General features: G+C 39.2%; 24 protein-coding genes. 10 read left to right on the top strand and 14 right to left on the bottom strand.

What is annotated here, in order from left to right; genetic code table 11:
- Positions 1 to 11 precede the first annotated feature (11 nt).
- From hemL to H9565_RS05330, 4 genes are all read right to left on the bottom strand, one after another.
- A complete protein-coding gene (gene hemL, locus H9565_RS05345) occupies positions 12 to 1,292 on the bottom strand; it encodes a glutamate-1-semialdehyde 2,1-aminomutase (protein ID WP_215438145.1) in 1,281 nt (426 codons plus the stop codon).
- Positions 1,293 to 2,147: a glucosaminidase domain-containing protein gene (locus H9565_RS05340; RefSeq protein WP_215438144.1), complete on the bottom strand. Its 855-nt coding sequence runs from the start codon at positions 2,145 to 2,147 to the stop codon at positions 1,293 to 1,295.
- Positions 2,144 to 3,055: a 1-aminocyclopropane-1-carboxylate deaminase/D-cysteine desulfhydrase gene (locus H9565_RS05335; protein ID WP_215438143.1), complete on the bottom strand. Its 912-nt coding sequence runs from the start codon at positions 3,053 to 3,055 to the stop codon at positions 2,144 to 2,146. The genes H9565_RS05340 and H9565_RS05335 overlap by 4 nt, the downstream gene beginning before the upstream one ends.
- A 72-nt stretch (positions 3,056 to 3,127) precedes the next feature.
- The gene (locus H9565_RS05330) at positions 3,128 to 3,457 is read right to left on the bottom strand and encodes a hypothetical protein (protein WP_215438142.1); all 330 of its coding nucleotides are present in this window, start codon (positions 3,455 to 3,457) and stop codon (positions 3,128 to 3,130) included.
- 204 nt (positions 3,458 to 3,661) lie between these two features.
- On the opposite strand from H9565_RS05330, the gene H9565_RS05325 reads away from it, so the two are divergent.
- From H9565_RS05325 to H9565_RS05310, 4 genes are all read left to right on the top strand, one after another.
- A complete protein-coding gene (locus H9565_RS05325; protein ID WP_215438227.1) occupies positions 3,662 to 3,820 on the top strand; it encodes a DUF5522 domain-containing protein in 159 nt (52 codons plus the stop codon).
- A gap of 77 nt (positions 3,821 to 3,897) precedes the next feature.
- Entirely contained in the window at positions 3,898 to 4,455 is a 558-nt protein-coding gene (locus tag H9565_RS05320; RefSeq protein WP_215438141.1) for a DUF4136 domain-containing protein, read from the top strand.
- A gap of 141 nt (positions 4,456 to 4,596) precedes the next feature.
- The gene (locus tag H9565_RS05315; protein ID WP_215438140.1) at positions 4,597 to 6,360 is read left to right on the top strand and encodes an aromatic amino acid hydroxylase; all 1,764 of its coding nucleotides are present in this window, start codon (positions 4,597 to 4,599) and stop codon (positions 6,358 to 6,360) included.
- A gap of 38 nt (positions 6,361 to 6,398) precedes the next feature.
- Positions 6,399 to 7,655: a glucuronyl esterase domain-containing protein gene (locus H9565_RS05310; protein ID WP_317195429.1), complete on the top strand. Its 1,257-nt coding sequence runs from the start codon at positions 6,399 to 6,401 to the stop codon at positions 7,653 to 7,655.
- Positions 7,656 to 7,662: 7 nt separating this feature from the next.
- Here the strand turns inward: H9565_RS05310 and H9565_RS05305 are convergent, their stop codons facing one another.
- The 6 genes from H9565_RS05305 to H9565_RS05280 all read right to left on the bottom strand — a co-directional run bounded on the left by H9565_RS05305 (position 7,663) and on the right by H9565_RS05280 (position 12,064).
- Positions 7,663 to 8,277 carry a DUF4230 domain-containing protein gene (locus H9565_RS05305; protein WP_215438139.1) on the bottom strand — a complete coding sequence of 205 codons (615 nt, stop codon included), beginning with the start codon at positions 8,275 to 8,277 and terminating at the stop codon, positions 7,663 to 7,665.
- 64 nt (positions 8,278 to 8,341) lie between these two features.
- Positions 8,342 to 9,298 carry a GSCFA domain-containing protein gene (locus tag H9565_RS05300; protein ID WP_215438138.1) on the bottom strand — a complete coding sequence of 319 codons (957 nt, stop codon included), beginning with the start codon at positions 9,296 to 9,298 and terminating at the stop codon, positions 8,342 to 8,344.
- 76 nt (positions 9,299 to 9,374) lie between these two features.
- Positions 9,375 to 9,788, bottom strand: coding sequence for a DUF3995 domain-containing protein (locus H9565_RS05295; RefSeq protein WP_215438137.1), 414 nt, complete (start codon positions 9,786 to 9,788; stop codon positions 9,375 to 9,377).
- 89 nt (positions 9,789 to 9,877) lie between these two features.
- Positions 9,878 to 10,432: a Crp/Fnr family transcriptional regulator gene (locus tag H9565_RS05290; protein ID WP_215438136.1), complete on the bottom strand. Its 555-nt coding sequence runs from the start codon at positions 10,430 to 10,432 to the stop codon at positions 9,878 to 9,880.
- 57 nt (positions 10,433 to 10,489) lie between these two features.
- Positions 10,490 to 11,353, bottom strand: a complete 864-nt coding sequence (locus H9565_RS05285) for a hypothetical protein (protein ID WP_215438135.1) — start codon at positions 11,351 to 11,353, stop codon at positions 10,490 to 10,492.
- Positions 11,354 to 12,064 (bottom strand): hypothetical protein, encoded by a 711-nt coding sequence (locus H9565_RS05280; RefSeq protein ID WP_215438225.1) that lies wholly within the window; start codon positions 12,062 to 12,064, stop codon positions 11,354 to 11,356.
- A 234-nt stretch (positions 12,065 to 12,298) separates the two neighbouring features.
- Between H9565_RS05280 and H9565_RS05275 the strand changes: the two genes are divergently transcribed.
- Positions 12,299 to 15,562 (top strand): ligand-binding sensor domain-containing protein, encoded by a 3,264-nt coding sequence (locus H9565_RS05275; RefSeq protein WP_215438134.1) that lies wholly within the window; start codon positions 12,299 to 12,301, stop codon positions 15,560 to 15,562.
- 167 nt (positions 15,563 to 15,729) lie between these two features.
- On the opposite strand, the gene alaS is transcribed toward H9565_RS05275, so the two are convergent.
- The gene (gene alaS / locus H9565_RS05270; protein WP_215438133.1) at positions 15,730 to 18,345 is read right to left on the bottom strand and encodes an alanine--tRNA ligase; all 2,616 of its coding nucleotides are present in this window, start codon (positions 18,343 to 18,345) and stop codon (positions 15,730 to 15,732) included.
- A gap of 101 nt (positions 18,346 to 18,446) precedes the next feature.
- Between alaS and H9565_RS05265 the strand changes: the two genes are divergently transcribed.
- From H9565_RS05265 to H9565_RS05245, 5 genes are all read left to right on the top strand, one after another.
- Positions 18,447 to 19,424: a M23 family metallopeptidase gene (locus tag H9565_RS05265; RefSeq protein ID WP_215438132.1), complete on the top strand. Its 978-nt coding sequence runs from the start codon at positions 18,447 to 18,449 to the stop codon at positions 19,422 to 19,424.
- A complete protein-coding gene (locus tag H9565_RS05260; protein ID WP_215438131.1) occupies positions 19,424 to 19,753 on the top strand; it encodes a MerR family transcriptional regulator in 330 nt (109 codons plus the stop codon). Before H9565_RS05265 ends, H9565_RS05260 begins: the two co-directional genes overlap by 1 nt.
- A gap of 83 nt (positions 19,754 to 19,836) precedes the next feature.
- Positions 19,837 to 20,436 (top strand): LemA family protein, encoded by a 600-nt coding sequence (locus tag H9565_RS05255; protein WP_215438130.1) that lies wholly within the window; start codon positions 19,837 to 19,839, stop codon positions 20,434 to 20,436.
- Positions 20,437 to 20,439: 3 nt separating this feature from the next.
- Positions 20,440 to 20,877, top strand: a complete 438-nt coding sequence (locus H9565_RS05250; RefSeq protein ID WP_215438129.1) for a TPM domain-containing protein — start codon at positions 20,440 to 20,442, stop codon at positions 20,875 to 20,877.
- On the top strand, positions 20,858 to 21,655 hold the full coding sequence (locus H9565_RS05245) for a TPM domain-containing protein (protein WP_215438128.1): 798 nt from the start codon (positions 20,858 to 20,860) through the stop codon (positions 21,653 to 21,655). Before H9565_RS05250 ends, H9565_RS05245 begins: the two co-directional genes overlap by 20 nt.
- A gap of 225 nt (positions 21,656 to 21,880) precedes the next feature.
- On the opposite strand, the gene der is transcribed toward H9565_RS05245, so the two are convergent.
- From der to era, 3 genes are all read right to left on the bottom strand, one after another.
- The gene (der, locus tag H9565_RS05240; protein WP_215438127.1) at positions 21,881 to 23,185 is read right to left on the bottom strand and encodes a ribosome biogenesis GTPase Der; all 1,305 of its coding nucleotides are present in this window, start codon (positions 23,183 to 23,185) and stop codon (positions 21,881 to 21,883) included.
- A gap of 144 nt (positions 23,186 to 23,329) precedes the next feature.
- Positions 23,330 to 24,862 carry a choice-of-anchor I family protein gene (locus tag H9565_RS05235; RefSeq protein WP_215438126.1) on the bottom strand — a complete coding sequence of 511 codons (1,533 nt, stop codon included), beginning with the start codon at positions 24,860 to 24,862 and terminating at the stop codon, positions 23,330 to 23,332.
- Positions 24,863 to 24,969: 107 nt separating this feature from the next.
- Complete coding sequence (era, locus tag H9565_RS05230) at positions 24,970 to 25,854, bottom strand: GTPase Era (RefSeq protein ID WP_215438125.1); 885 nt, start codon at positions 25,852 to 25,854, stop codon at positions 24,970 to 24,972.
- Between the last annotated feature and the right edge of the window lies 1 nt (position 25,855).

The following is a 25,855-nucleotide window of genomic DNA, read 5'->3' as shown; positions in this document are numbered from 1 at the left end:
GTAATAATTATCTATAGATTCACTTTTTTTAAAGCTGCAACGGTCTCATCTATATCTGCATAGCTGAGGGCATCGTTCAAAAAGTAACTTTCAAAAGCACTTGGTGGCAAGTACACACCGTTTTGCAACATACCGTGAAAGTACTTTTTAAAGGTATCATTGTTTCCCTTAGCTGAACTATTAAAATCTACCACGGCTTCTTCCGTAAAATGTACGGATATCATACTTCCAAATCGGTTAATTTGGTAAGGAACATCTTTCGTTCTTAAAACGGAATCCAAACCTTCATGAAGATAAGCGGTTTTTTTGTCCAGACTTTCAAAAACCTCTGGTTTATTGTTAAGTTCCGTTAGCATAGCTAGACCTGCGGCCATTGCCAATGGATTACCGCTCAATGTTCCTGCTTGGTAAACTGGGCCTTCAGGAGCTAAATGAGACATAATCTCAGCTCTTGCCGCAAAAGCACCTACCGGTAAACCTCCGCCAATAACTTTTCCGAAACAAACAATATCAGCATCTATACCTAGTGCTTCCTGAGCGCCACCTTTGCCCAAACGAAAACCGGTCATAACCTCATCGAACAACAATAAAATACCTTCTTGGGTACACAGTTGGCGAAGTCCCTTTATAAATTCATCCGAAGGAATAATACAACCCATGTTACCTGCTACGGGTTCAATAATTATGGTTGCAATTTCCCCTTTGTTGGCCTCAACCAATGCTTTTACGCTTTCAATATCATTGTAGGTGGCCAAAAGCGTATCCTTTGCGGTACCTTGGGTTACCCCAGGGCTGTTGGGACTACCAAAAGTTACGGCACCACTACCCGCCTGTATTAAAAAAGAATCTGAGTGGCCATGGTAGCACCCTGCAAATTTGATGATTTTATCCTTTCCCGTATACCCTCGGGCCAAACGTACGGCACTCATACAAGCTTCCGTACCGCTGTTCACAAATCTAATTTTATCAATATTGGGTACCATGGAAACTGCCAATTGCGCTAACTGGGTCTCAATCTCCGTAGGCATTCCGAAGGAGGTTCCTAATTTTGCTTTCTCAATTACCGCATTAAGTACAGGTTCATGTGCATGGCCCAAAATTAACGGACCCCATGAAGCGATATAATCAATTAACCGATTATCATCTTCATCATACAAATAGGCACCTTTTGCCTTTTTCACAAAAATTGGGTCGCCTCCTACGGCCTTAAAAGCACGTACTGGAGAATTGACACCTCCAGGTATATATTTTTGCGCCTCAGCAAATAGGGCGCTACTTCTTTGATATAACATCTATTTATTGAAATTTTGAGTCTTAACAGTAAGCTTTTGACCAATATCCAGATTGTTGTCGTACATATAGTTCCATCGTTTTAAATCATCAACGGAAACAGAATACGCCCTGGAAATTGAATATAACGTATCTCCCTTCTTGACCACGTGCACCTTATTCTGGGTACGCGCCGCTATTACGGGTTTTTCTTTTGGTTTGCCATAGCCTTGTTTGGCAATCTCAGTATCATACTTGTACAATTCATACCGCTCAATAAGCGATATCAATTTTTGCGGGTAATGTTTATCCGTAGCATAACCGGCCTGTCGTAAGCCCTTTGCCCACCTCTTATAATCATCGTTACTATAATCAAACAAAAATGCATAACGTGAACGACCTTTTAAAAATATACTGTGATCGCGGTACGAATACATGGGGTGGTTATATTTTCTAAAACACTCCCCTTTTTCATCATCATCATGAAAATCATAATCGCCCTCCCAACCGGTATGGCATTTTATTCCAAAATGATTGTTGGTCTTTAAGGCCAAAGCCCCTTTTCCCAGTCCGCTTTCCAACAACCCTTGCGCCAATGTAATACTGGCAGGAATACCAAAAGCCTTCATTTCCATTTGGGCTATTTCAGAAAATGTCTCAACATATTCCTCCGGTGATTCAATACTAAAATGAATGAATTCACCCGTATCATCGGGCATAGGGTACAGACCGTCATCTGCTTTTTTATTCTCCTTCTTAACCACTACAGCTTCCGTTTTCTTCCGTGGAGTTTCACTACGGGTGGCTACCGTTCGTTTTGCTTTACATCCAATAAAAAATAGGCTCACAAGAGCTACTGCTATAACGCTACGTATCATAAGCTTAATAATGGTAGATTTTTCTTTTGCAAATTACGGTTCATTCCGTCAATACCTTGGAGCCCTCCTGTATGGATTGCTAAAATTTTTGTGTTAGGGGGAAAATATCCTTTTGTAACCTGATCTACTATACCATACATCATCTTGCCCGTATAAATCGGATCCAAAGGTATTTGGGTCTTACTCTTAAAATCGTTTATAAAATGTATGAGGTGTTCATTGACCTTTGCATAACCGCCAAAATGATAGTCCGTTATAAGTTCCCAATTTTCCCTTGCTGCGAATTTACGAATATCTTCTTGTAAAAAATCGCCTTTGAGCGCCGGAAAGCCCAAAACTTTTTGAGCCGCAAAAGCAGAATTACTTATTCCTGCAATAGTACCGCCCGTACCTACCGCACAGCAGATTACATCAAAACCAGCATCGGTATTTGTTAAGATTTCTTCGCAACCTTTAATGGCCAAAGGATTGGTTCCACCCTCGGGCAAAAGATAAAAAACGCCCAATTCTTCTTTCAAATCCTTGATGAATTGTGCATTATTCTTATTCCTAAAAGCTTCCCTAGAAATAAATTTAAACTGCATACCATGGGAATTGGCCAGTTTTAAAGTAGCATTTTCTTGCCATTTTTGAGCCAGTTCTTCCCCACGTATTACCCCTATGGTTTGTAGACCGTGTAGTTTTCCGGCATAGGCCGTCGCGGCAATATGATTGGAATATGCCCCTCCAAATGTAAGCAGGGTGTTCAGCCCTTGAGATTTTGCCTCCTCTAAATTGTATTTGAGTTTTCTGTATTTATTTCCAGAAATAAACGGATGAATACGATCCTCCCTCTTAAGTACAAGGGTTACCTTTTTTTGTTCAAGAACGGGTAAATGAATTTCTTGATTTTTAACAGTTTCTCGCATACTCCGTAAAAGTAGGGCGAAAAACAGTGGTATTAAAGTTCTGTTTTAATTAGACCGGAAGTATTGTACAGGCTAATTTGAAAGATATTTAATAAAACTAAAGGCTTTGCGTTCGTTGGTATAATTCAAATTTTTCTCGTTTGAATAAGCCTCGCGTTCAAAGCTAATGTTTTGATATGCCTTATAACTATCAAAATAAATGGCCGTTCTTATAAGCCATTCCGATATATAGAAAAAGTAGAAGAAAACAATAAGTAGTTCCTGTTGTTGTTTTAAGTGGATTTTCTCATGATTGATCAAGACAATATCTTCTTTGAGTTCATCATGCTTAAGAATAATGAATGGCCAAAGTGATAGACCAACATAATTCTTATAAAAAAAATGTTTAAAGACTAAGATCATAATCAAAGGTTTAAACGGTACAAAACAAAATTGATTGTTGTTGAACCATCTTAATGGGATAACACAACTTTGTTGCCAATAATTGTAATCATTCGTTAAAATACACCTAAACCCTGTAAAATGTGCGGTTTTAAGATGGATTTAAGTACTCTATCAACAAAATGCAGTAATTTTAACCTAAACAAGGTATCGGAAGATAAATTAATGAAAAAAATAATTCCGCCCGAGGAAGGCGACTTTTACCTAACCGAAGAAGGGTATAGAGTATTTACAAAACAGTACCACTTAAAAAGAGGGTATTGTTGCGAGAGTGGTTGCAGACATTGCCCATACGGCTACGACCCTAAGACTAACCGGCAATAAACACGGTTCTTCGGCATGATTTTTGAGACTGTTTTAAACAGAAAATGATGTGTTAACACCAAATACTATTATCCGTTATGAAAAAGATTAAAATTTTAGTGGTGCCAATGCTCGTGTTGTTGTTTTTAAGCTCCTGTACATCTGTACGTGTGCTTTCGGATTACGACAAAGAGGCTAACTTCAACAGTTATAAATCCTACGCGTTTTATAAAACCGGAATTGACAAAGCCCAGATTTCCGATTTGGACAAAAAGAGAATTCTAAGAGCTATTGAAGCCGAAATGACCAAACGTGGTTTTACCAAATCTGAAAACCCAGACATTCTGGTAAGCATTTTCACCAAAGAAAAGGAACAGGTTGACATCTATAACAACTACTGGGGCGGTGGTTGGGGCTGGGGCTGGAACCCATACTACTGGGGTCCCGGTTGGGGCGGAAATAACGTCAGCACCCGTACGGAAGGTTCATTATACATAGACCTTATAGACTCCAAAAGTAAAGAATTGGTGTGGCAAGGTAAAGGCGTTGGCAACCTTACCAACACTAGTAACATTGCTAAGAAAGAAGAGAGAATTAGAGAATTTGTATCTGAAATCTTAATGCAATACCCGCCCAACATTGTTGCCACAAAGTAGGTTGGTTTAACTAATACAAGTCTTAATGACAAAAGCTCTTTCCATCAAAAAGAGCTTTTTTTACACCCAACTTAGTCCTTGTAAATATTAGAAAAAGCGCTCTACCCTTTTTTGTATCTTTATAACAGAAAATTTTGTTGTATGACATACACTAGTAATCCTGTACTTGATAAACTACCTGCACATTTGCAGCAGTATATAAAACCGCAAGACTACAATGAATACTCGGCTATTGACCAGGCCGTTTGGAGATATGTAATGCGCAAAAACATAGATTATCTAAGTAAGGTAGCACATTCTTCCTATTTAGATGGGTTACAGAAAACAGGTATTTCCATAGACCACATTCCCAATATGTACGGTATGAACCGTATTTTAAAAGAAATTGGTTGGGCGGCCGTTGCCGTAGACGGTTTTATTCCACCTTCTGCGTTTATGGAATTTCAGGCATACAATGTGCTTGTTATTGCCTCGGATATTAGGCAATTAGACCATATAGAATATACGCCTGCCCCAGATATTATTCATGAAGGCGCTGGGCATGCCCCAATAATTGCCAATCCTGAATATGCAGAGTACTTGCGTAGATTTGGCGAGATTGGTTCAAAGGCCATTTCAAATGCCAAAGACTATGAGCTTTACGAAGCGGTACGCCACCTTTCAATTATAAAAGAGGCCCAAGGCACACCACAGGATGAAATTGACAAAGCCGAAAAACATATTGAAGACCTTCAGAACAATATGGGTGAACCCAGTGAAATTGCACTCATAAGAAATTTACATTGGTGGACCGTAGAATACGGACTTATCGGAACACCTGAAAATCCTAAAATTTATGGTGCAGGACTACTTTCTTCTATTGGAGAAAGCGCCTGGTGCATGACGGATGAAGTCAAGAAAAAACCGTATTCCTTAGATGCGGCGTACACGTCTTTTGACATTACACAGCCCCAACCTCAACTTTTTGTTACTCCGGATTTTGCTTACTTGAGTCAAGTTTTAGAGGAGTTTGCGAATACCATGGCTTTACGCAAAGGCGGATTGAGCGGAATTAAAAAACTGATTGCCTCCAAAGAACTGGGCACAATAGAACTGAGTACCGGCTTACAGATCTCAGGTAATTTTGATAGCGTTATAGCGCATGATGGTAAGCCTGTTTTCTTTCAAACGGTTGGAGCTACGGCTTTATCCTTCCGCGACAAAGAATTGGTAGGGCACAGTACAAAACAGCACGCTACCGGTTTTGGGTCCCCATTGGGCAAGTTAAAAGGAATAAACTTGGCTATTGAGGATATGAGTCCGCTTGACCTAAAAGCTTACAATATTTTTGAAGGCCAACGCATTTCTTTAGAATTTGAAGGACATATAAAAATAGCTGGAGAAATCGTTACCGGAACCCGAAACCTGCAAGGAGATATTATTCTGGTCACCTTTAAAGATTGTACGGTAACCCATAAGGAAAATGTTCTTTTTAAAAGCAAGGAAGAGCTTTACAGTATGGCCGTAGGTAGCGAAATTGTTTCGGCTTTTAATGGTCCGGCAGATTTGAACAGTTTTGACCTGGTTACCCATAAAGTGTCATCCACTACCATAAAATCAGAAGGCAACGCTTCTCAGAGCCAATTGGAACAATATTACGAACAGGTTCGACACTTCCGGGAAGGCAAGAACATTACTATCTCCAGACACAAGGTTTTTGAAGCCATAAGGGATAATTACCCTGGTGATTGGCTCCTGCCTGTTGAACTCTACGAGCTTGCCAAAGAAAACGGAGACCATGAGTTTGCCCATGAGATATCCGAACATTTACAATCAGTAAAACTGAACAATCCAAAGGTTGGACATTTAATAGATGATGGCCTAAATTTGGTAAACCAAACATGTGAAACAGAAAATTTGAACTAGAAATCTATATTTCCTAATTGACCCCAAACCAAACCGCCGTGAAACGAATAACCTCTCTCTTTTTTATAATTTTCAGTACCATCCTATTGGCACAACCCGAAGCTAATTACGATGAGACCAGAATACCAAAATTCTCAGTTCCAGACCCTCTCACCTCTTTTAGTGGGCGAGCGATAACGGATACCGATCAGTGGGAAAAAAATAGAAAACTAGAAATCTATCAGTTTTTTGAGAAGCAAATATATGGCAAGGTCCCTGCCATGTTGGACGAGTACTCCTTTAAAGTCATAGAACAAGATAATAATGCATTTGAGGGAAAAGCACAACGCAAACAAATTGCGGTTGGCTTAAAGAAAAACGGACGGACGTTAAATTTCAACATCCTTTTATACCTTCCTAACGGACATGAAAACGCACCTGTATTCCTAGGCTATAATTTTCATGGGAACCACACGGTAACGAACGACCCAAAGGTCATAATCACCGAAGCTTGGAATGCCAACAACAACGATTTAAAGATAAGCAATAACAGAGCTACAGAAGCTTCGCGAGGCGTGCGTACCAACCGCTGGCCCATAACCAAAATGCTCGAAAAGGGATACGGTCTCGCCACGGTGTATTATGGAGAAATAGACCCGGATAAAAATGACTTTTCGGATGGACTGCACAGTTTGTACTATACTGAAGAACAGACCAGACCAAGGACCAACGAATGGGGTAGCATAGCCGCATGGGCTTTTGGACTAAGCCGCGCTATGGACTACTTAGAAAACGATACTAATATTTCTAATGTAATAGTGTTTGGGCACTCAAGACTAGGAAAAGCAGCTTTATGGGCAGGTGTAACAGACCCTAGATTCTCCGGTGTAATCAGTAATAATTCGGGTTGCGGAGGTGCGGCCTTATCCAAACGAAAGTATGGAGAGACCATAGATCACATTACTACTTCCTTTCCACATTGGTTTTCCCAAAGCTTTAAAAAATACAGCAACAGAGAAGAAACACTACCTGTAGACCAGCATCAGCTACTGGCATTGATCGCCCCAAGGCCATTGTACGTAGCCAGTGCCATTGAAGATGAGTGGGCAGACCCCAAAGGTGAGTTCTTGTCTTCTCAATATGCGTCTAAAGTGTACGAGCTATATGGCAAAAAAGGACTGTCCCTTACAGATGTTCATGAGGTTGACAAGCCTATTCAGCGAACCCTAGCCTACCATATGAGAGCCGGAAAACACGATATAACCGAATACGACTGGGACCAATACATGATTTGGGCAGATACTTTTGCCAAATAGGTAAAATCTAATCCTTGAAAAGTATTTGGGGCAGATTCTCTTCTACCGGCTGACCATTGTAGACCAGAGACCATCCCATGGAATTGGTTAAAATATAGAATTTCTGAAGTTCGCTGATCAGACGGTTTTCAGCGTTCTTTTTTAAAGCCGATGCTTCTACTTTTTTCATTAGGGAAGCATTTACGTTTTTCTTGATTTTATTATAATCACTGGCATCGAACATATTTAAATAGTCCGAAGTAACATCGTAATACTCAAAATCCGGACTGATCTTTACTTCCGGCTCCGGTATGCTTTTGATGTGTAAAGTCTTGTTTGCCTCATCCACTTCAAAATTAATTTTACTTAAATCATAGGCAATAGTAACATCGGCATTTACCACGACCAACGCTTTCTTTTCCGCGGAAATAAAAGGCCCAAAAAGCATCTTAGAATCTTTGTAATTGTAGACTTCCGCAAAGTGACCTTCGGTAACTATTAATTTACTTACGTTGTCTATTTGTGTCTGTATGAGCATGCTGTTTTCTTCAAGGATGGATTTTTCCTCCCTATCTTCTGAGCACGAACGAAAAACCAAAACAGCGGCCAAGGTAATCAAGACGCCTACAAATACTTTTTTCATAAGATGAAGTTACAATACATATTGAAATTGACGAAACGGAAAGCGGATTCTAACACCCTGAATCTTAACTTGAAAAATCCATAAACGAAAACTGCTTTTGAAGATTGGATATTTTAACGTCCAAGGATTTTAAAAACTTTAAATGTTGTTCCGATTTTGGGTAAAAAGGCCTATGAAGGAGTCCTTTCTGAACAGCATCTACCTGAAGCATAGTTTTTTGGGCTTCTTCCGTAATCCAAACCAATTTAAACTTTTCCCAAATATAATTGACCGCCAATGCGTTTGGGTGGACCATATCTTCTTTATAAAAGCGATAATCTCGCAGTTCGTCCATTTGAATTTCATACGAAGGAAAGTAATCTACTTTTAGCTTCGCAGTTTCAATCACTTCATGAACAGCAGCTATTAAATGTGCCTTGCTACGTTGATTTTCTACAAATCCATCTTTTATATGACGCACTGGCGATACGGTAAAAACAAACTGTACATTGAGGTTCATAGATGTTACCGATGCTATAATACTGCTCAGGCTAGCTGTAATCTCCCCAATACTCAACAGCTCTTTTGAAAACTGTTTTTGAGGAACTTTATGGCAATTAGCTACCACTGCATCTGTTTCCGTATGTCTATACACCCAAGCCGTACCCAGTGTTATGCAAATATGGGTAGCTTGTTTCAGATGATTTGCAGTTTTTTCAATTCCGTCATTTAAGGCATTAAGCAGACTTACTTTGGAAACCGCACTTAAATCTGAATGGGCATCATAGCACTGCCAACGCTCATTGTGAAAAAAAACATCCTCCTCCGTATAGACCTTCCCCAATACGGCACGAGAGACCAAATTGGCAATAGCCAACGGGTGGAATAAAATACCGAACGGGTTCTGAAGTTCGCGAAATTTAAAGTAACTGAATTTTTGCCCAATATTCTCCGAAAAGCAGGAACCCAACAACACTAACCTACTTTCATAGTCAATTTGGTTTTGAGCCTTTTGTAAAGGTATTTGGGTTTGGAGTTTCATCTTAATTTGTTGCTTTTTTCTACCACTCAAAGATAGTGTCCAATTTAGAGGATTTTCAATTCCTTCAACTCAGATATTAAACCAGTATTCCCATTATACCAATTGCTAGGCATAAAGGAATAAAAACTTTTGAATCTGCATTCGCGAATGTGGTATGTTTTATTTTCTTAAAAAGACCAACGTACTTAAATTCGCCTATCGCCCGTAAAATAAAAAGAGAAGGAATAAACCAATATGCATAATTTATAATCCAATTTGGGCCATCAATAGTCAGAAGTCCTGATTTTATTAGATATAGCAAACCAAATAAAACTAATACAACTGCTACAAAGAATGTCGCTATTTTGGGAATTGCTAAAGAGCTCAACCCATCTTTTGTAGGAATAGCTTTTTCTAGTCCCCAAAGCCCTCCAAAGAGCCAATAGAAATGAAAACCGCCCAAGACAACAAAAATTAAAAACAGAATTAAAGATAATATCATAACTACCATAAGCTTGCTCTTTTAAATACCAATTCCCTTGTTTCTTATTCAAACAAATGTCCAACATCTCAATAACATCACGACTTAACTTTGGGTAATTAATGCTTTGAAACCTGATTTCTAATTCTACTTAATGATTGTGGTGTTATACCCAAATAGCTCGCAATATGTTTTAAAGCGTACTTTTGAAAATATTCAGGATGATTTTTCATGAGAAGCAAATACCGCTCCGTTGGATTTAAAAATAGCAGTTGTTCCGTTCTCCGTTTACTATTTACGAATATCTGCTCGCTAATAATTCTCCCAAATTTATTCCAGTAAAAAGAGGTTTCGTAAAGAGAATACAGGCCAGTTCTATCCAAAAAAATAGCTTCCCCTTTTTCTATGCCCTGTATCCACAAGGTAGAGGGCTGTTGACTTACAAAGCTCTCATAGTCCGTTATGAACTCATTAGCGGATCTTAACAACAAATTCGTTTCTACCAGTTGGTCATTTATATGGTAAGACCGCAAAGACCCCAAATTGATAAACGCAATAAAGCGGCATATTTGGGGCGGACAGAGCAACTGTTCACCTTCTTCAAACCCAACAACTGAGAGGTAAGGCAATATATCTTGCCAATCCTCTTCCGTAATAGGAAGAATACTGTTCAATATGCGTTTTAGTTTTTCTATTGGTATATTATTTATATGACTACGCCCTGCCTAGTACTATGAATGCTTTTTATTGATTTGATATTCAAAACTCAAAACCCGAAATCGCCACAAAGTTAAGGTCTGTATTGCTTTAATGCTTCCATTTTCTGAACTAACCACCAGTTTATCTTTAAATGATGAAATAAACTTAGTCCATTTATTTCCCTTGGAATCGTTCAGTAAAAAATAAAATCCACTATCACCAATTGTTTTCCCCGAAGAGGTTAAAATTAATTCACCGTTCTTTCCCACACTTGGGCTTAAAATAACCGTAGCATTACCATTGGGCAACGGAAATATAGCTTTTACACAAGTCTGCCCTTTTGGAATAGTACAGGTTTCATAAACCCCAGAATACACCACTTGCCCCGAGGTTTTAAAGGTTCTTAGCCAAATGGTACGTTTTACTTTTTTTGTTTGCCCATCCAACAAACAAATGATTTCACTTGTCATTGCCTTGGAACCTTTATTGTTTTTAATAGGCACATTTAATTGTTCAATTCTATTACTGAACAATAGGCGTAAAAGTACACCAAACCCTTTAAAGAAGGGATTCCATTTCACTTTTAAGTCAAGATCATAAGTACTTGTATTTTCATAAAAATCGATTACATTTTTGGACAATTTACCCAACTCTGTTTGAGGTAGTTTAAGTTGATTAATGGATTGCAATATACCTTTAGCATGGGTACTTTTATCTTGATTCAACTCTTCCTTATGCGCCAGCTCTTGAATGAACTTTTCTCCAATTCCGTTTTTTGTTCCAAAAGGTCCCAGAAGCCACTTACTAGTATCTTCATCAACTTTTTCCCCAAATAGGATAACCCATTGTTGGGTAATCCAATCCTGTACGTTTTGCTTAAGAATAGCAAGCCCCATTTAATCTACTTTAAGATTAGGAACAAAATTTCTTTGACCTTCCCATGAACCAGATTCCGAGATGGGTTTAAAACGCAGAGTGGTAAATTCAAAATGAAAACTCTTCCTTTTTCTTTCTTTCATTGCAACCGCATGTCTTTGGGGTTTAGACACTTTACTATGACCACGCACCATATCTGTCATTTCTTTCTCCGTTCTCCAAATAGAAAATGTGGATACCGTATTGGGAAATCTAAATGAAGCCAAAGAAAGCGTAGTTCCCGGGTGGTCACGGACCAACTTTTCTACAGGTCTGCCCCAATGTAAAAACCGTGGGATTTCAAAGGGTTTCATTCTCGCAATCGTAACCGCTACTACGGGAGAATTTGGACCATCTAACTCAGATTTATGTTCCGGAATATTAAAGTCCCTAAATTTTCCCCACTCTCGCACAAAAGACAAGCGAACATGCCAGCCGTTAGCTAGAATTTTACCAAATTTCTCTTCTTCTAAATAATCATCTATAGCATCTTCGTTTTCCCATTGGGCAAAGACCACTACCTCCCGAATTAAAAATCTTGATGGGGATACAATAGCAGAACCCAATGTCATAGAAGACATATATTCCGCATGAATCAAACCTTTTGTAAGCTTAGGAACAGGATTTGAGAATACGCCTTTTACGGCCGTAGAAAATGGTATTTTGGCCAAATGATAAGAAAATATAGTCATACTTAATTTAATATCTACGCCACAGAACAATCCACAAAAACTGTAGCCCATGCCTAATTTCAAAGTTAAAGATAGCCCATTAGTTTGACAGGGAAATTTATAAAAATCAGCGAATTTTATATAACATCTAGACTCTTTTCTTGTTTTATAAATAAAACTTGGTGTCAAATTATTTTTGGACGTAATTTCTTACCTTTAAATACGTTAAAATAAATATACTACACCGGCCTAAAAATGTTTTCAAAGTATTGTTGTAAGATTTTTACGTTTTTTATTCTTTTTCTTTCCATACACACGGTTAGATCTCAACAAACAACATCCTTTGATTTTCAACACATTACAGAAGGAATATCACATAGTACAGCTACGGTCTTTTTAGAAGATAGTTACGGTTTTATATGGATCGGAACCAGAAATGGACTGAACAGGTACGATGGTAAGGATTTTGAAATATTCAACAAAACATTAGATAGTGTAACGGGACTTACCCACGAATATGTAGTTTCTTTATATGAGGACGGTGAAAATATACTCATAAGCACCAATGATGGCTTAAGTTTATACGACCGTAGTTTAAATCTTGTTGTTCCATATCCATTTAAGAAAGAGGGAAAGGAAATAGAATCCAAAAGGTTTCAAGGGGTAACAAAACTACATGGTTATTTATGGCTGGGCACGGAAAAAAGCGGACTATATAGGTATCAACCCGAAACTGGAGCGATAAAACACCTTAAACTTCCAAATGACTATGTAAAACTAAAAAACAAACGTATAGATAGAGTTCTTCAAATAATGCCCTTGGCCAGCGATTATATGTTGGTTATTACTACTTACAATATTCTGGTAATAAACAAGGATATGGAAATCCAGAGCAGACATCAGCAAACAGATGAAATCTTTGCGGCTACCACCATAGATAAAAACAAATATTTACTGGGCACCCTATACGGATCTCTCGTAGAACTACAGATAGATAAGAATTTAAAAATACATACCAAAAGAAAGGTTGTAAGCCCAGGTTATTGTATCCGCTCCTTAACCAAAAGCAGCAATGACCAATTGTGGATAGGTACAGAAAACAACGGCCTCTACATCTACAATAAAAATTTAGAACAGCTCCAACATATAGAACATAGTGTTTATAAACCTAATTCCATTTCGGGCAACTCCATTTGGGCACTGCTAAACACTCGCAATGGTATTATGTGGGTAGCCCCGTATAGAAGTGGCCTAAATTACCATGACCCAGAACTATTTAAATTTAAACACTTTACATCAGACCCACTAAACCCCAAATCTTTAAGCAACAAGCTGGTAAATTGTTTTAATGAAGATTCTAAAGGTAATATATGGATAGGAACGGATGGTGGTGGACTAAACTATTGGAACAGAAGTTTAAATACGTTTGAAGATTACTCAATAAAAAGCGAAAATTTTGGCAGTGATGTAGTGCTTTCATTGCTCCAGACAAAACCAAACGAATTATGGGTTGGCACTTGGACCAATGGTATTCTCATCTTTGATACGAAAAGTAAAAAGTACGAAGAATTAAACACCCAGAATTCCTTTTTGAAATCCAATATTGTAGTTAACCTCTTAAAGGATAAAAGTGGTCGTATTTGGATTGTCCATTATTTTACGGGTGTACAGGTTTTTAACCCTAAGACAGACGAACATGAAGACATTACCCTGACCTCTGAAGTAGATGGTACGGAAATAAATTCGTTAAACACCATATTTGAAGACAACCAAGGTAATATTTGGATAGGCACTCTTAACTCCGGCTTGTTTAAACTATCAGAAAACAATGGTACTTGGACAAGCACCCATTATCACATTAAAAATTCGTTAAGCAACAATTTTGTCAACTCTATCATACAGGATACCGAAAATACCATTTGGGTCGGTACCCAAGGAGGACTTAACAAATACGTACCTGAAAAGGATTCTTTTGAGATAATCAACAAATCAAACGGACTTAAAAATGATGCTATTAAAGAAATTATAGATGATAAGAATAAACATCTGTGGTTAAGTACGGAGGAAGGTATTATTAGATACCATACGGGTAACGAAAAAACAATGGAATATGGGGTAGTTGATGGTCTGCAGGCCAACCAATTCAACCCTAACGCCTCGTTGGTTACCAGTAAAGGAGAATATATTTTTGGAGGCGTAAATGGGTTTAACATTTTTACGGCCAAGGATGTTATTAAGCGAAAAGATAAACTCGCCCTGTTTATTTCAGACCTTAAAATTTTCAATAAATCAGTTCTGCCCAATGATGAATTTGGAGTTTTAGAGAAGGATATTAGCCAAGTTGACTCCCTTATCCTCAACCATGATCAATCCGTAATAAATATTGATTTTAAGGCGCTTACCATGAGACACCCAGAAAGTGTTGACTATGCCTTTTATTTAGAGGGGTTTGAGAAAGATTGGAATTATGTAGGAAACAATCCCAGTGCCACATATACCAACCTCAACCCGGGAGAATATACGTTACGAATGAAATCTACCAATTCTGATGGTGTTTGGGTAGACAATGAATTAAAGCTACATCTGACTATTACCCCACCCTATTGGCAAATGTGGTGGTTCCGATTGTTATTGGTCGTATTGATTCTACTATTGCTATATCTAGCCTATTACCTCAAAGTCCGAAATTTCCGGAAAAATCAAAAAGTATTGGTTCAAAAAGTAGCGGAACGTACCCAAGAATTAAGGCTTCAAAAAAACAAACTAGAGGAAGCCGCAAATAGCTTAAAATCTAAGAACAAAGAGATTCAACAATTTACCTTTGCCGTCTCCCATGACCTAAAAAGTCCGCTTAACAATATTAAAGGAATTGCCGGCCTTATGTCCATGTCTATTGAGACTGCAGATTTTGAGACGGTAGAAGAATATCTAAACTTAATAGATATTTCCTGCGATAATATGAGCGCATTGATTTCGGATATTACCAAAATTGCGGAATTGGGTAAAGTCGAAAATAAAAACGAACTGTTGAACACCAATGATATATTGAGTTTATCCAAAGATTTGATCAAAGGAAAACTAGACAAAGAAAAAGTTGAACTTATTATTGCGAACGATTTACCCCAAATTTATGGTGACCACAAAAGGATAACCCAGATTTTTTGCAACTTCCTGGACAACTCTATCAAATATATGGGTGACCAAAAAAATCCAACAATAGCTATAGATTATATTGATAATGGTGACACAAACAGCTTCTTAGTACGTGATAATGGATTAGGAATGAACGAGCATGCCTTACAAAACCTATTTACACCATTTGAACGCTTTCACAAGAATACAGAAGGCACAGGCTTAGGACTCTATATGGTCCAGAAAATTGCGGTCTCGCATGGGGGAACCATAATTGCCGAGTCTGACGGCGTTGGAAAAGGAACCACCTTTAAGTTAACTTTGCCAAAAGCAGAAATAGCAGTACAAAAAGCAAAAGACAACGGTCAGCCACCTATCAAGTCTTAAAAATAACCCAGAAGAATTTTACCCTTATTTATCTAATATTTTCTAAACCCATAGAACACATTCCTCTTCATCAACAATGGACCGTGAATTATGATTCCTTTGAAGATTAGTCAAGTCTACCCCAAAAGAAAAAAGCCCCACCATAATTAGCGAGGCTTTCTAGTATGTTACTTTAAATACTCTTTTGACTTGGCCAATGCCTCATCAATTCCTTCGGGTTTCTTGCCTCCTGCGGTAGCAAAGAAAGGCTGGCCACCGCCACCACCTTGAATGAATTTCCCCAATTCCCTAACAATGGTTCCCGCATTCAAATCCTTTGAAGTCACTAGTTCTTTAGAAATGTAACAAGACAATAATGCTTTTCCGTTTTGCTCCGTTCCAAAAAGAAGGAATAGATTATCTTGGTTCTGACCCATTTCAAAAGAAAGGTCTTTTATTCCTGCGGCATCCAAGTCAATCTTCTTGGCCAAAAACTGAACCCCGTTCACATCTTCCAGTTCGTTTTTTAAATCGCCTTTTAGGTTTTTTGCTTTATCCTTCAATAAGGCCTCTACCTCTTTTTTCAATTTGGCATTTTCATCTTGTAAGTTTGAGACAGCTTTCACCGGGTCTTGGGCATTGTTCAGCAAGGACTTTATATCCACAAGGACCCTATCATTATCAGCATAAAAATCCTTTACGGCATCAGAGGTAATCGCTTCAATTCGGCGTATTCCCGAAGCCACTGCTCCCTCCGACTTAATTTTGAAGTGCCATATTTCACTCGTATTCTTAACATGGGTACCTCCACACAATTCTATAGACTGACCAAAACGCACCGTTCGCACAGCATCACCATACTTCTCTCCAAAAAGGGCCATAGCCCCTTCTTTCAAGGCGTCTTCCATTGGTATGTTTCTTTGCTCCACAAAAGGCAACTGACCATCTATACGTGCATTTACGAAGTTTTCTACCTCGCGTAGTTCCTCTGGTGTTACTTTTGAAAAGTGAGAAAAATCAAACCGTAAATACTTGGAGTGTACAGCAGAACCTTTCTGCTCTACATGCGTGCCCAATATTTCGCGTAAAGCCTGGTGCAATAAGTGCGTAGCCGTATGGTTTGCTTGCGTACGTTCGCGCTGTTTCCTGTCCACTACTGCTTTAAATGTTCCGCTTGTATCTGACGGAAGATTTTTAGTAAAATGGATAATTTCGTTGTTCTCCTTTTTGGTATCCAGAATGTAGACTACATCGCCATTGGGCATCTCCAAATAGCCCTTGTCCCCTACTTGTCCACCTCCTTCAGGATAAAAAGGAGTTAGGTTAAAAACCAATTGATACTGCTCACCGGCCTTTTTGGAAGTTACTTTTCTGTACTTCACCAATTTTACATTGGCCTCGAGCACATCATACCCAACAAACTCCTGCTCCAAATCTCCTGAAAGCACTTCCCAGTCATCCTTAGAAATCTCCGAAGCCGATTTTGAACGGTTCTTTTGCTCTTGCATAGCCGCCTCAAAACCTTTTTCATCCAAACTCAATCCTTTTTCAGAAAGAATCAGTGCGGTTAAATCTATAGGAAATCCGTAAGTATCGTACAGTTCAAAAGCTTTTCTTCCATCTACTTCCTTACCCTTTACATTTGCAATTACTTGATCTAAAAGAACCAACCCTTGTTCCAAGGTTTTCAAGAATGAATGTTCTTCCTCCTTTATAACGTTTTCTATCAATTGACGCTGTTCCTTCAACTCAGGAAAAGCTTCCCCCATATTCTCCGTAAGCACACTTACCAAACGGTACATAAAGGGCTCTTTGGTATTCAAAAACGTAAAACCGTAACGCACGGCACGTCTTAAAATACGGCGGATTACATATCCGGCTCCCGTATTACTTGGTAACTGCCCGTCTGCAATGGAAAAAGACACCGCACGAATGTGATCCGCAATTACACGAATAGCAATATCCGTCTCTTCATCTTTACCATACTTGCTATTGGTTATGGTCTCAATTTCACGAATAATAGGTTTAAAAACATCTGTATCGTAATTGGATTGCACACCTTGAAGCACCATGCACAGACGCTCAAACCCCATTCCCGTATCTACATGTTTTGCCGGCAACGGCTCCAAAGTACCGTCTGCCTTACGGTTGTATTGCATGAAAACCAAGTTCCATATTTCAACTACCTGTGGGTGATCGGCATTTACCAAAGAGGCTCCTGAAACCTTTGCTTTTTCTTCCGCAGAGCGAATATCCACATGAATCTCGGAACAAGGGCCACAAGGCCCCTGATCACCCATTTCCCAAAAATTGTCCTTCTTATTTCCTAGAATAATCCGGTCTTCCGGCACAATGGCTTTCCATAGATCATAAGCTTCGGTATCTAACGCCAAATTATCGGCATCTTTACTTCCTTCAAAAACTGAAACATACAAACAATCCTTATCAATTTTCAAAACTTCCGTGAGCAGCTCCCATGCCCAAGAAATCGCTTCTTCCTTAAAATAATCGCCAAAACTCCAATTGCCCAACATTTCAAACATGGTATGGTGGTAAGTGTCCTTGCCCACTTCCTCTAAATCATTATGCTTACCACTTACCCGCAAACACTTTTGGGTGTCTACGACCCTAGGATTCTTGGCAATACTATTCCCTAAAAAGAACTCCTTAAACTGGTTCATACCCGCATTTGTGAACATTAGCGTGGGGTCATCTTTAATGACCATAGGGGCAGATGGAACTATTTTATGCTCTTTTTCTTTATAAAAATTTAAGAATTGAGATCGGATTTCCTTGGAAGTCATAGAGAATTATAAGGTTTTACAAAAATTAACGTTTTAAAGGAAAGTATTTCTATATTTGTTTATCCCAGTAAAACGTCACAAAAATAGGATAAAATAGATTCATGTCTAAGGTAAAGTACTATTACGATCCGGATACACTTTCATATCGCAAGATAGAACCTAAAAAATCTAGGCGCTATCGTAATATTGCCCTGTTTTTTGTAGGGTCATTTCTATTTGGACTCATGTGTTTGGTATTTTTAATGAATACCAACCTGATCAATACTCCAAGGGAACTTTCGCTAGCACGTGAAGTGAAAAATTACGAGCTTCAATTTGAGCTTTTGAATAGAAAAATGGGCCAGATAGAAGAGGTTTTGGCCAATATAGAAGAGCGCGACAATAATATTTACCGCTTGTACTTTGAGGCTAACCCTATTCCGGAAGAACAGCGAAGAGCCGGTTTTGGAGGTGTTAACCGTTACAAATCTTTGGAAGGCTTTAATAATTCCGAAATGGTAATTGCCACTACAAAACGACTTGACATTATTAAGAAACAGATGTCCATTCAATCCAAATCATTGGATGAAATCACAAAACTTGCCGAAGAAAAAGAAAAATTCCTAATGGCCATTCCGGCAATTCAGCCGGTTACCAACGAAAGTCTAAAGCGTATGGCTTCCGGTTTTGGCTGGCGTTCGGATCCGTTTACAAAAGCACGTAAACTGCATAGGGGAATGGATTTTTCCGCTCCAAAAGGCACTCCTATTTACGCCCCTGGAGATGGTAAGGTCATTCGTGCCGATAACGGTTCATCCGGTTACGGCAAGCACATTCGTATAGACCACGGCTATGGCTACAAGACGCTTTATGGGCACTTGAGCGAGTACAATGTAAAAAAAGGTCAAAAAGTAAAACGCGGAGATCTTATTGGTTTTGTAGGAAATACAGGCCGTTCGGAAGCTCCCCATTTACATTATGAAGTCTGGAAAGATGAAGAACGCATCAACCCCATAAACTTCTACTATGGTAGTTTGACCGCAGAAGAATTTGAGAATATGCTGAAATACGCAGCACAAGAAAATCAATCTTTGGATTAATGCAAATAGAACTTCCAGAAAAGAGGTATTACGGTATTGGCGAAGTCGCCAAGGCCTTTGGTGTAAACACTTCCCTTATCCGTTTTTGGGAGAAAGAATTTGATGCGCTCAAACCCAAGAAGAATGCAAAGGGAAACCGTAAGTTCACCCCACAGGACATAGACAATCTAAAGCTCATTTACCACTTGGTAAAAGAGCGTGGCTTTACCTTGGAAGGCGCTAAAATCCACTTAAAGGAAAACCGTCAAAAAACGCTCAATAACTTTGATATTATTGATAAATTAGAGCGAATTAAGGCCGAATTGACCAAAATTAAAGAGCAGTTGTAACAATTGCACAACTTTGTGGTCTAATATTCCAAATACACTTTTTGCTTACAGCAACACATTAACTATAACCTAATATTTTTAAAATGAAAAAAGGATTAATTGTTCTTATAGTACTAGGAGTCATTGCTTTTGGTCTTTATAATTGGGCCGTAGGCTTTAACAATACCGCAGTAGAACTAGAAGCCAATGCCAAAACAGCTTGGTCTAATGTTGAAAGTGCCTACCAACGTAGAAACGACCTCATAGGAAACTTGGTAAAAACCGTACAGGGCGCCGCAGATTTTGAACGTGGCACTTTAAAAGATGTAATTGAAGCAAGGGCCAAAGCTACCTCAACCTCTATTGATGCCAATAACCTAACACCAGAAAAAATGGCCGCTTTTCAACAAGCACAAAGCGGACTTACAGGTGCACTTAGTAAATTAATGGTAGTTGTAGAGCGCTACCCAGAGCTCAAGGCAAACCAAAACTTTCTTGAACTACAAGCACAGTTAGAAGGTACTGAAAACCGTATAAACGTTGAACGAAACAAGTTTAATGAGACCGTAAACCTTTACGATATACACATTTCTAAATTTCCAGGGTCATTCTTGGCAGGCATTTTCGGGTTTGAAGATATGGCTCGGTACAAAGCAGATGCTGGTTCTGAAAATGCACCGGACGTAGAATTCGACTTCAATTAAGATATGTCCAGAGTAGAAGCATTTTTAACCGCAGAGGAAGAGCAAGAAATTGTTGAGGCCATAATAAAAGCCGAAAAAGACACTTCTGGCGAAATCAGGGTACATATTGAACCCCATACGCGGCTAGACCCAATGGATAGGGCCAAAGAAGTGTTTCTACTTTTAAAAATGGACAATACCAAAGAAGCCAACGGAGTTTTGATATACGTTGCCGTAAACGATAGAAAATTCTCTATTTACGGAGATAGCGGCATTCATAAGGTGGTACCGGAAAATTTCTGGAATACTACCAAAGATGTTATTCAAGACCAATTTAAAAAAGGAAACTTTAAGCAAGGTATCATAGATGGTATCTTAAAAGCCGGCAAAGAACTCCAAGCCCATTTTCCTTGGCAGCGCGGCGATAAAAATGAACTCAGCAATGAAGTATCTAAGGGGTAGTCTACTCATCATTTTACTCTGTTGCTATAGTCTGGTCACGGCTCAATTTCAAATTCCGGACATGCCTAAGTTACAGACCAGTGTTTACGACTACATAAATCTATTGAGTAGTGGTCAAAAACAGGCGCTAGAGCAGAAATTAATTCGTTATTCGGACAGTACGTCTACACAAATAGTTGTTGCCATTATTAGCTCTACGGAAGGAGAGAACATCAATTTTCTTGGGGCTCAGTGGGGCGAGAAATGGGGAATTGGCCAAGATAAAAAGGACAATGGTATATTGATACTTTTGGCCAGAGACGACCGAAGAATAGCCATTAACACAGGATACGGCGTAGAATCAAGGCTTACGGACGCCCTGTCTCGCCGAATTATTGACCAGGCCATTCTACCCAAGTTCAAACAAAACGATTATTACGGAGGCCTAAACGCGGGATCTGATGCCATTTTTCAAGCTCTTAATGGGGAGTTTGAAGAAGAGCGTTCGTTTGACGATGGCGGTGGCTTTCCTTTGGGACAGTTTTTACCATTTATTATTTTCTTCATTATTCTTATCATTCTATCCAACCGAAACAAACGAGGAGGTGGTGGCAGAAACGGAGGCAAACGCGGAAGAGGCTTAGACCTTTGGGACATTATCATTCTAAGTAACATGGGCCGTAGTGGAGGCTCCGGCAGCTTTGGAGGCGGTGGTTTTGGAGGAGGTTCCGGCGGTGGCTTTGGTGGCGGTTTCGGAGGTGGTGGCTTCGGAGGCGGTGGTGCTTCAGGCGGATGGTAATCTTTTAGCTCTATCTCGATTCCCATACTTTACCTGAAGTTGATGATGGAAAGAGGGTTAATAACCGATATATTTTGGTTTAAACAAACACCTCATCAATTTACAGATCTGAGCTGGAACTATATTTAGTCCCTATATACAAAATCCCCATAAACCATTTAGACCAACCAAATTGTTTATGGGGATTATATAAGTCTCTAAAAGAGGATAATTAAATGTCTATCCCTATTTCTTTCTCATATAAATAGTAATGGGAACACCGTTAAAATCAAAGTTTTCCCGCAATTTATTCTCCAAGAAGCGCTTGTAAGGTTCCCGAACATATTGGGGTAGGTTACAGAAGAACGCAAACTGAGGGTAGTTTGTTGGCAACTGTGTAATATACTTGATTTTTACATACTTATCCTTGTAAGCAGGTGGTGGTGTGCGTTCAATTATAGGCAACAATACGTCATTAAGCTGACGTGTCTTAATTTTTTTGGAACGATTTTTATACACATCTACGGCCGTCTCAATAGCCTTATAAATACGTTGCTTGGTCAATGCCGAAATAAAGATAATCGGCACATCTACAAAAGGTTCCATGGCCTGTTTAATACGCTGGGTATATTCCTTCATGGTATTGGTTTCCTTATCCTCCACCAAATCCCATTTATTCACTAAGACCACAATACCTTTGTTATTTCGTTGTGCCAACCAGAAAATATTTTCCACCTGACCATCAAAACCACGTGTGGCATCAAACATTAACAAGCAAACATCGCAATGTTCAATAGCACGAACGGAGCGCATTACGGAATAAAATTCCAAATCTTCCTTTACCTTGGCCTTTCTTCTGATACCTGCAGTATCAATTATATTAAAGTCAAAACCAAAACGGTTGTATTTTGTATCGCTACTATCCCTTGTAGTACCGGCAATATCGGTTACAATGTACCTATCTTCACCGATCAAAGCATTTATGAACGATGATTTACCGGCATTAGGTCTTCCTACAACGGCAAACCTTGGCAACTCACTTTCTTCTTTTTCACTTTCAGGAAGCACTTCTACTAAAGCATCCAACAGATCTCCAGTACCGCTACCGTTAATGCTGGACAGCGTATAATAATCACCTAAACCTAACGCATAGAACTCTACTGCATCTTCGGCACGTTTGGCATTATCTACTTTGTTCACCGCAAGAAATACTGGCTTTTTAACCCTACGGAGCAAATTGGCTACATCTTCATCCATGCCCGTAATACCACTTTCAACATCTACCATAAAAATAATGGCATCGGCCTCATCAATGGCAAGTTCTACCTGCTTATCTATTTCCTGCTCAAAAATATCGTCGCTACCCTGTACGTAGCCACCTGTATCTATTAATGAAAATTCTTTTCCGTTCCAATCACTTTTTCCGTAATGACGGTCACGGGTAACACCACTTACGGCATCAACAATAGCTTCCCTTCTTTGAATCAAACGGTTAAAAAACGTGGATTTCCCTACATTTGGTCTCCCTACAACGGCTACAATAGCACTCATACTTCCTTAAATTTGCTGCAAAAATAGTATTAATCCCGATGGAATCGCAATTCTAAACCACTAATCGTAAGTAAATTAAAAAGAGAATCCCCAAATCTCAAAATGAAATTAGGGGATTCTGTCTTTATAGTCTGTTGAAACCTACTATTTTATCTCGTAAATAGAAACGGTATTTGATACTTCGTTGGTTATTACCAAAAGGTTTTCACCGTTAGGAGACTCATCGGAAGGAATTACCAAAAGTCCCTCTGGAGCAACATCTTGTGTATTGAAAATCCACTTTAAAAACTCAGGAGCCGAAGGCTGGCTAATATCGTACACCATAGCGCCACCGGTTCTTTCCAAGCCTACGAACAACAATGTAGATTCACCAATTTTAAGGGTAGTAACAGACTCAGGTTCCGCACCCTTGTCATCACTTCTACCATCTGCTTCACCTTCATCATTATTGAACAATGCAGGTGCAATTTCCAAAGTTCTTCTTCCTATATCATCACCACTATCATAAACCATTTGGCCCTGAGGGCTCCAAATCGTGAACGATCGTGCACCGTAAGAATAGATTTTATCAAAATCGCCATCGCCATCTGTATCACCATTGGCCGTTGTAGTCTTTAATCTACCTAAATTTTCATCAGCTTGAAGTTGCTCTGCATTTGGAAAAACCGTTGCGTCCAATTCCAGGTCCTTTACTCTTTCCTCTTCTGAATAGCCATCGTAATCACGGGAATCTCCTTCGTTAGCAGAAATGATGTAACCTGCACCTCCAATTTTGGCATAAGTGATAGCATCGGGCATATAAAACCCTAGAACCGGCCATGTTTTAAAGTTTCCAACAATATCATCTTTGTTACTTGCATCCAAAGCATTTTCAGGAAGTGAGTGGTCCTTTACGCCCAAACCAAAAACATCGGTCAAGGTCATTGTGGTCAGATCCACCACGGCCATACCATTGTTTTCCTGTAAGCTAACATAGGCATATTTACTATCATCGGAAACAGCAACATATTCCGGTTCAATATCTTGGGCAACTGTAGCACCGGGACCAAAAACCCTAAAATCATTACCTATAGACTGACCGTTGTAGCTCGTAAAAGCCAACGTATTTACCTTACCGTTTTCTACATCTATTACCGAAATAGAGCCTTCCGGATCAACGGTATAATCATCATTTGGCTCCCCTTCGTTAGCGGAAACAATATACTTACCATTAGGACTAAATGTAACCATATCCGGCAATGCACCAACAGGATAGGAATTTGTCAAAGCCATAGTCTCTGTTTCATAAACCTCTATAGTACCATCTGCCTGTTTGTTGCTGTTCTCTACGGCTATGGCCAAAAGACCACCGTGAACCGCAACGCTATTAGGTGTTCCGCTTAAGGAAATAGAAGATTGTTTAGATGGAATTGTAGGTTCGGAAATATCCCAAACAGAAACCTCGGTCTCCACAGGGTTTACCACGAATAACTTACCGGTTTTGGAATCATACGCACTAATCTCGGCGAAGCCCTCATCACCGGAGCCATTTACGAATCCTCCAATCTTTGTAAAAGTAAGTTCTGATGTGTTTACGATTGGTTCCTCATCCGGGTGACCAACATAGTCTTCTAATTTCTCACAGGAAAAAGCTGTAAGTGCCACTAGGGCAAGTGAAATACTTCTAAAATTTTTCATCTTCAAGTTTGGTTATTAATCGCCAAAGATGAAATTTCAGGATCACTTTAAGGTTAGCTAAAAAACAACCAATGTTTAAAAGAACGCTACCAAATAGTTAAGAAGTTTTAGTTATTGTAACCAAAACGTTTTAGCTGACGGGCATCACTACGCCAATTTTTATTGACTTTTACGTACAACTCCAAATGTACCTGCTTGCCAAAAAACTGTTCAAGGTCTTTACGTGATTCTACCCCTACCCTTTTTAGGGCAGCACCCTTATGACCGATTATAATACCCTTTTGAGAGTCGCGCTCTACCATGATTACCGCGCGCATTCTAATGATATCCTCATCTTCAAAAAACTCTTCGGTCTCTATTTCTACGGAATAAGGAATTTCCTTTTTATAGTACATCAAGATTTTCTCCCTGATATTCTCGTTAACAAAAAACCGCTCGGGCTTATCCGTCAATTGGTCTTTTGGATAATAAGCGGGCGCCTCTGGAAGCAATTCGATTATACGTTCAAAAATATTTTTAATATTGAAGTTGGACAAGGCCGAAATAGGATGCAATTCTACCGTTGGAAGCATTTCTTGCCAGTACTGCACCTGCTCCTCCAACAACTCTTGCGTTGCGGTATCTACCTTATTCAACAAAAGTAAAACGGGAATCTTACTGTTCTTTATTTTCTCAAAGAAAGCTTCGTCCTTTAATGCCTTTTCGCCAATCTCTACCATGTACAGAAGTACATCTGCATCCTCAAAAGCAGATTTCACAAAATTCATCATGGAAGATTGCAGTTCGTAGACCGGTTTGATAATTCCCGGGGTATCCGAAAGTATCACCTGAAAATCATCGCCATTAACAATACCCAGAATACGGTGCCTTGTGGTCTGCGCCTTGGAGGTAATTATAGATAGTTTCTCGCCTACAAAGGCATTCATTAAAGTAGATTTCCCCACATTGGGATTACCTATAATATTTACAAATCCGGATTTATGATTTCCCATA

The sequence above is a fragment of the Zobellia russellii genome (genome assembly GCF_018728565.1).
Taxonomy (GTDB): Bacteria; Bacteroidota; Bacteroidia; order Flavobacteriales; family Flavobacteriaceae; genus Zobellia; species Zobellia russellii.
The sequence above is the reverse complement of the archived record's forward strand: the minus strand, read 5'-3'. Positions and strand labels throughout refer to the sequence as shown.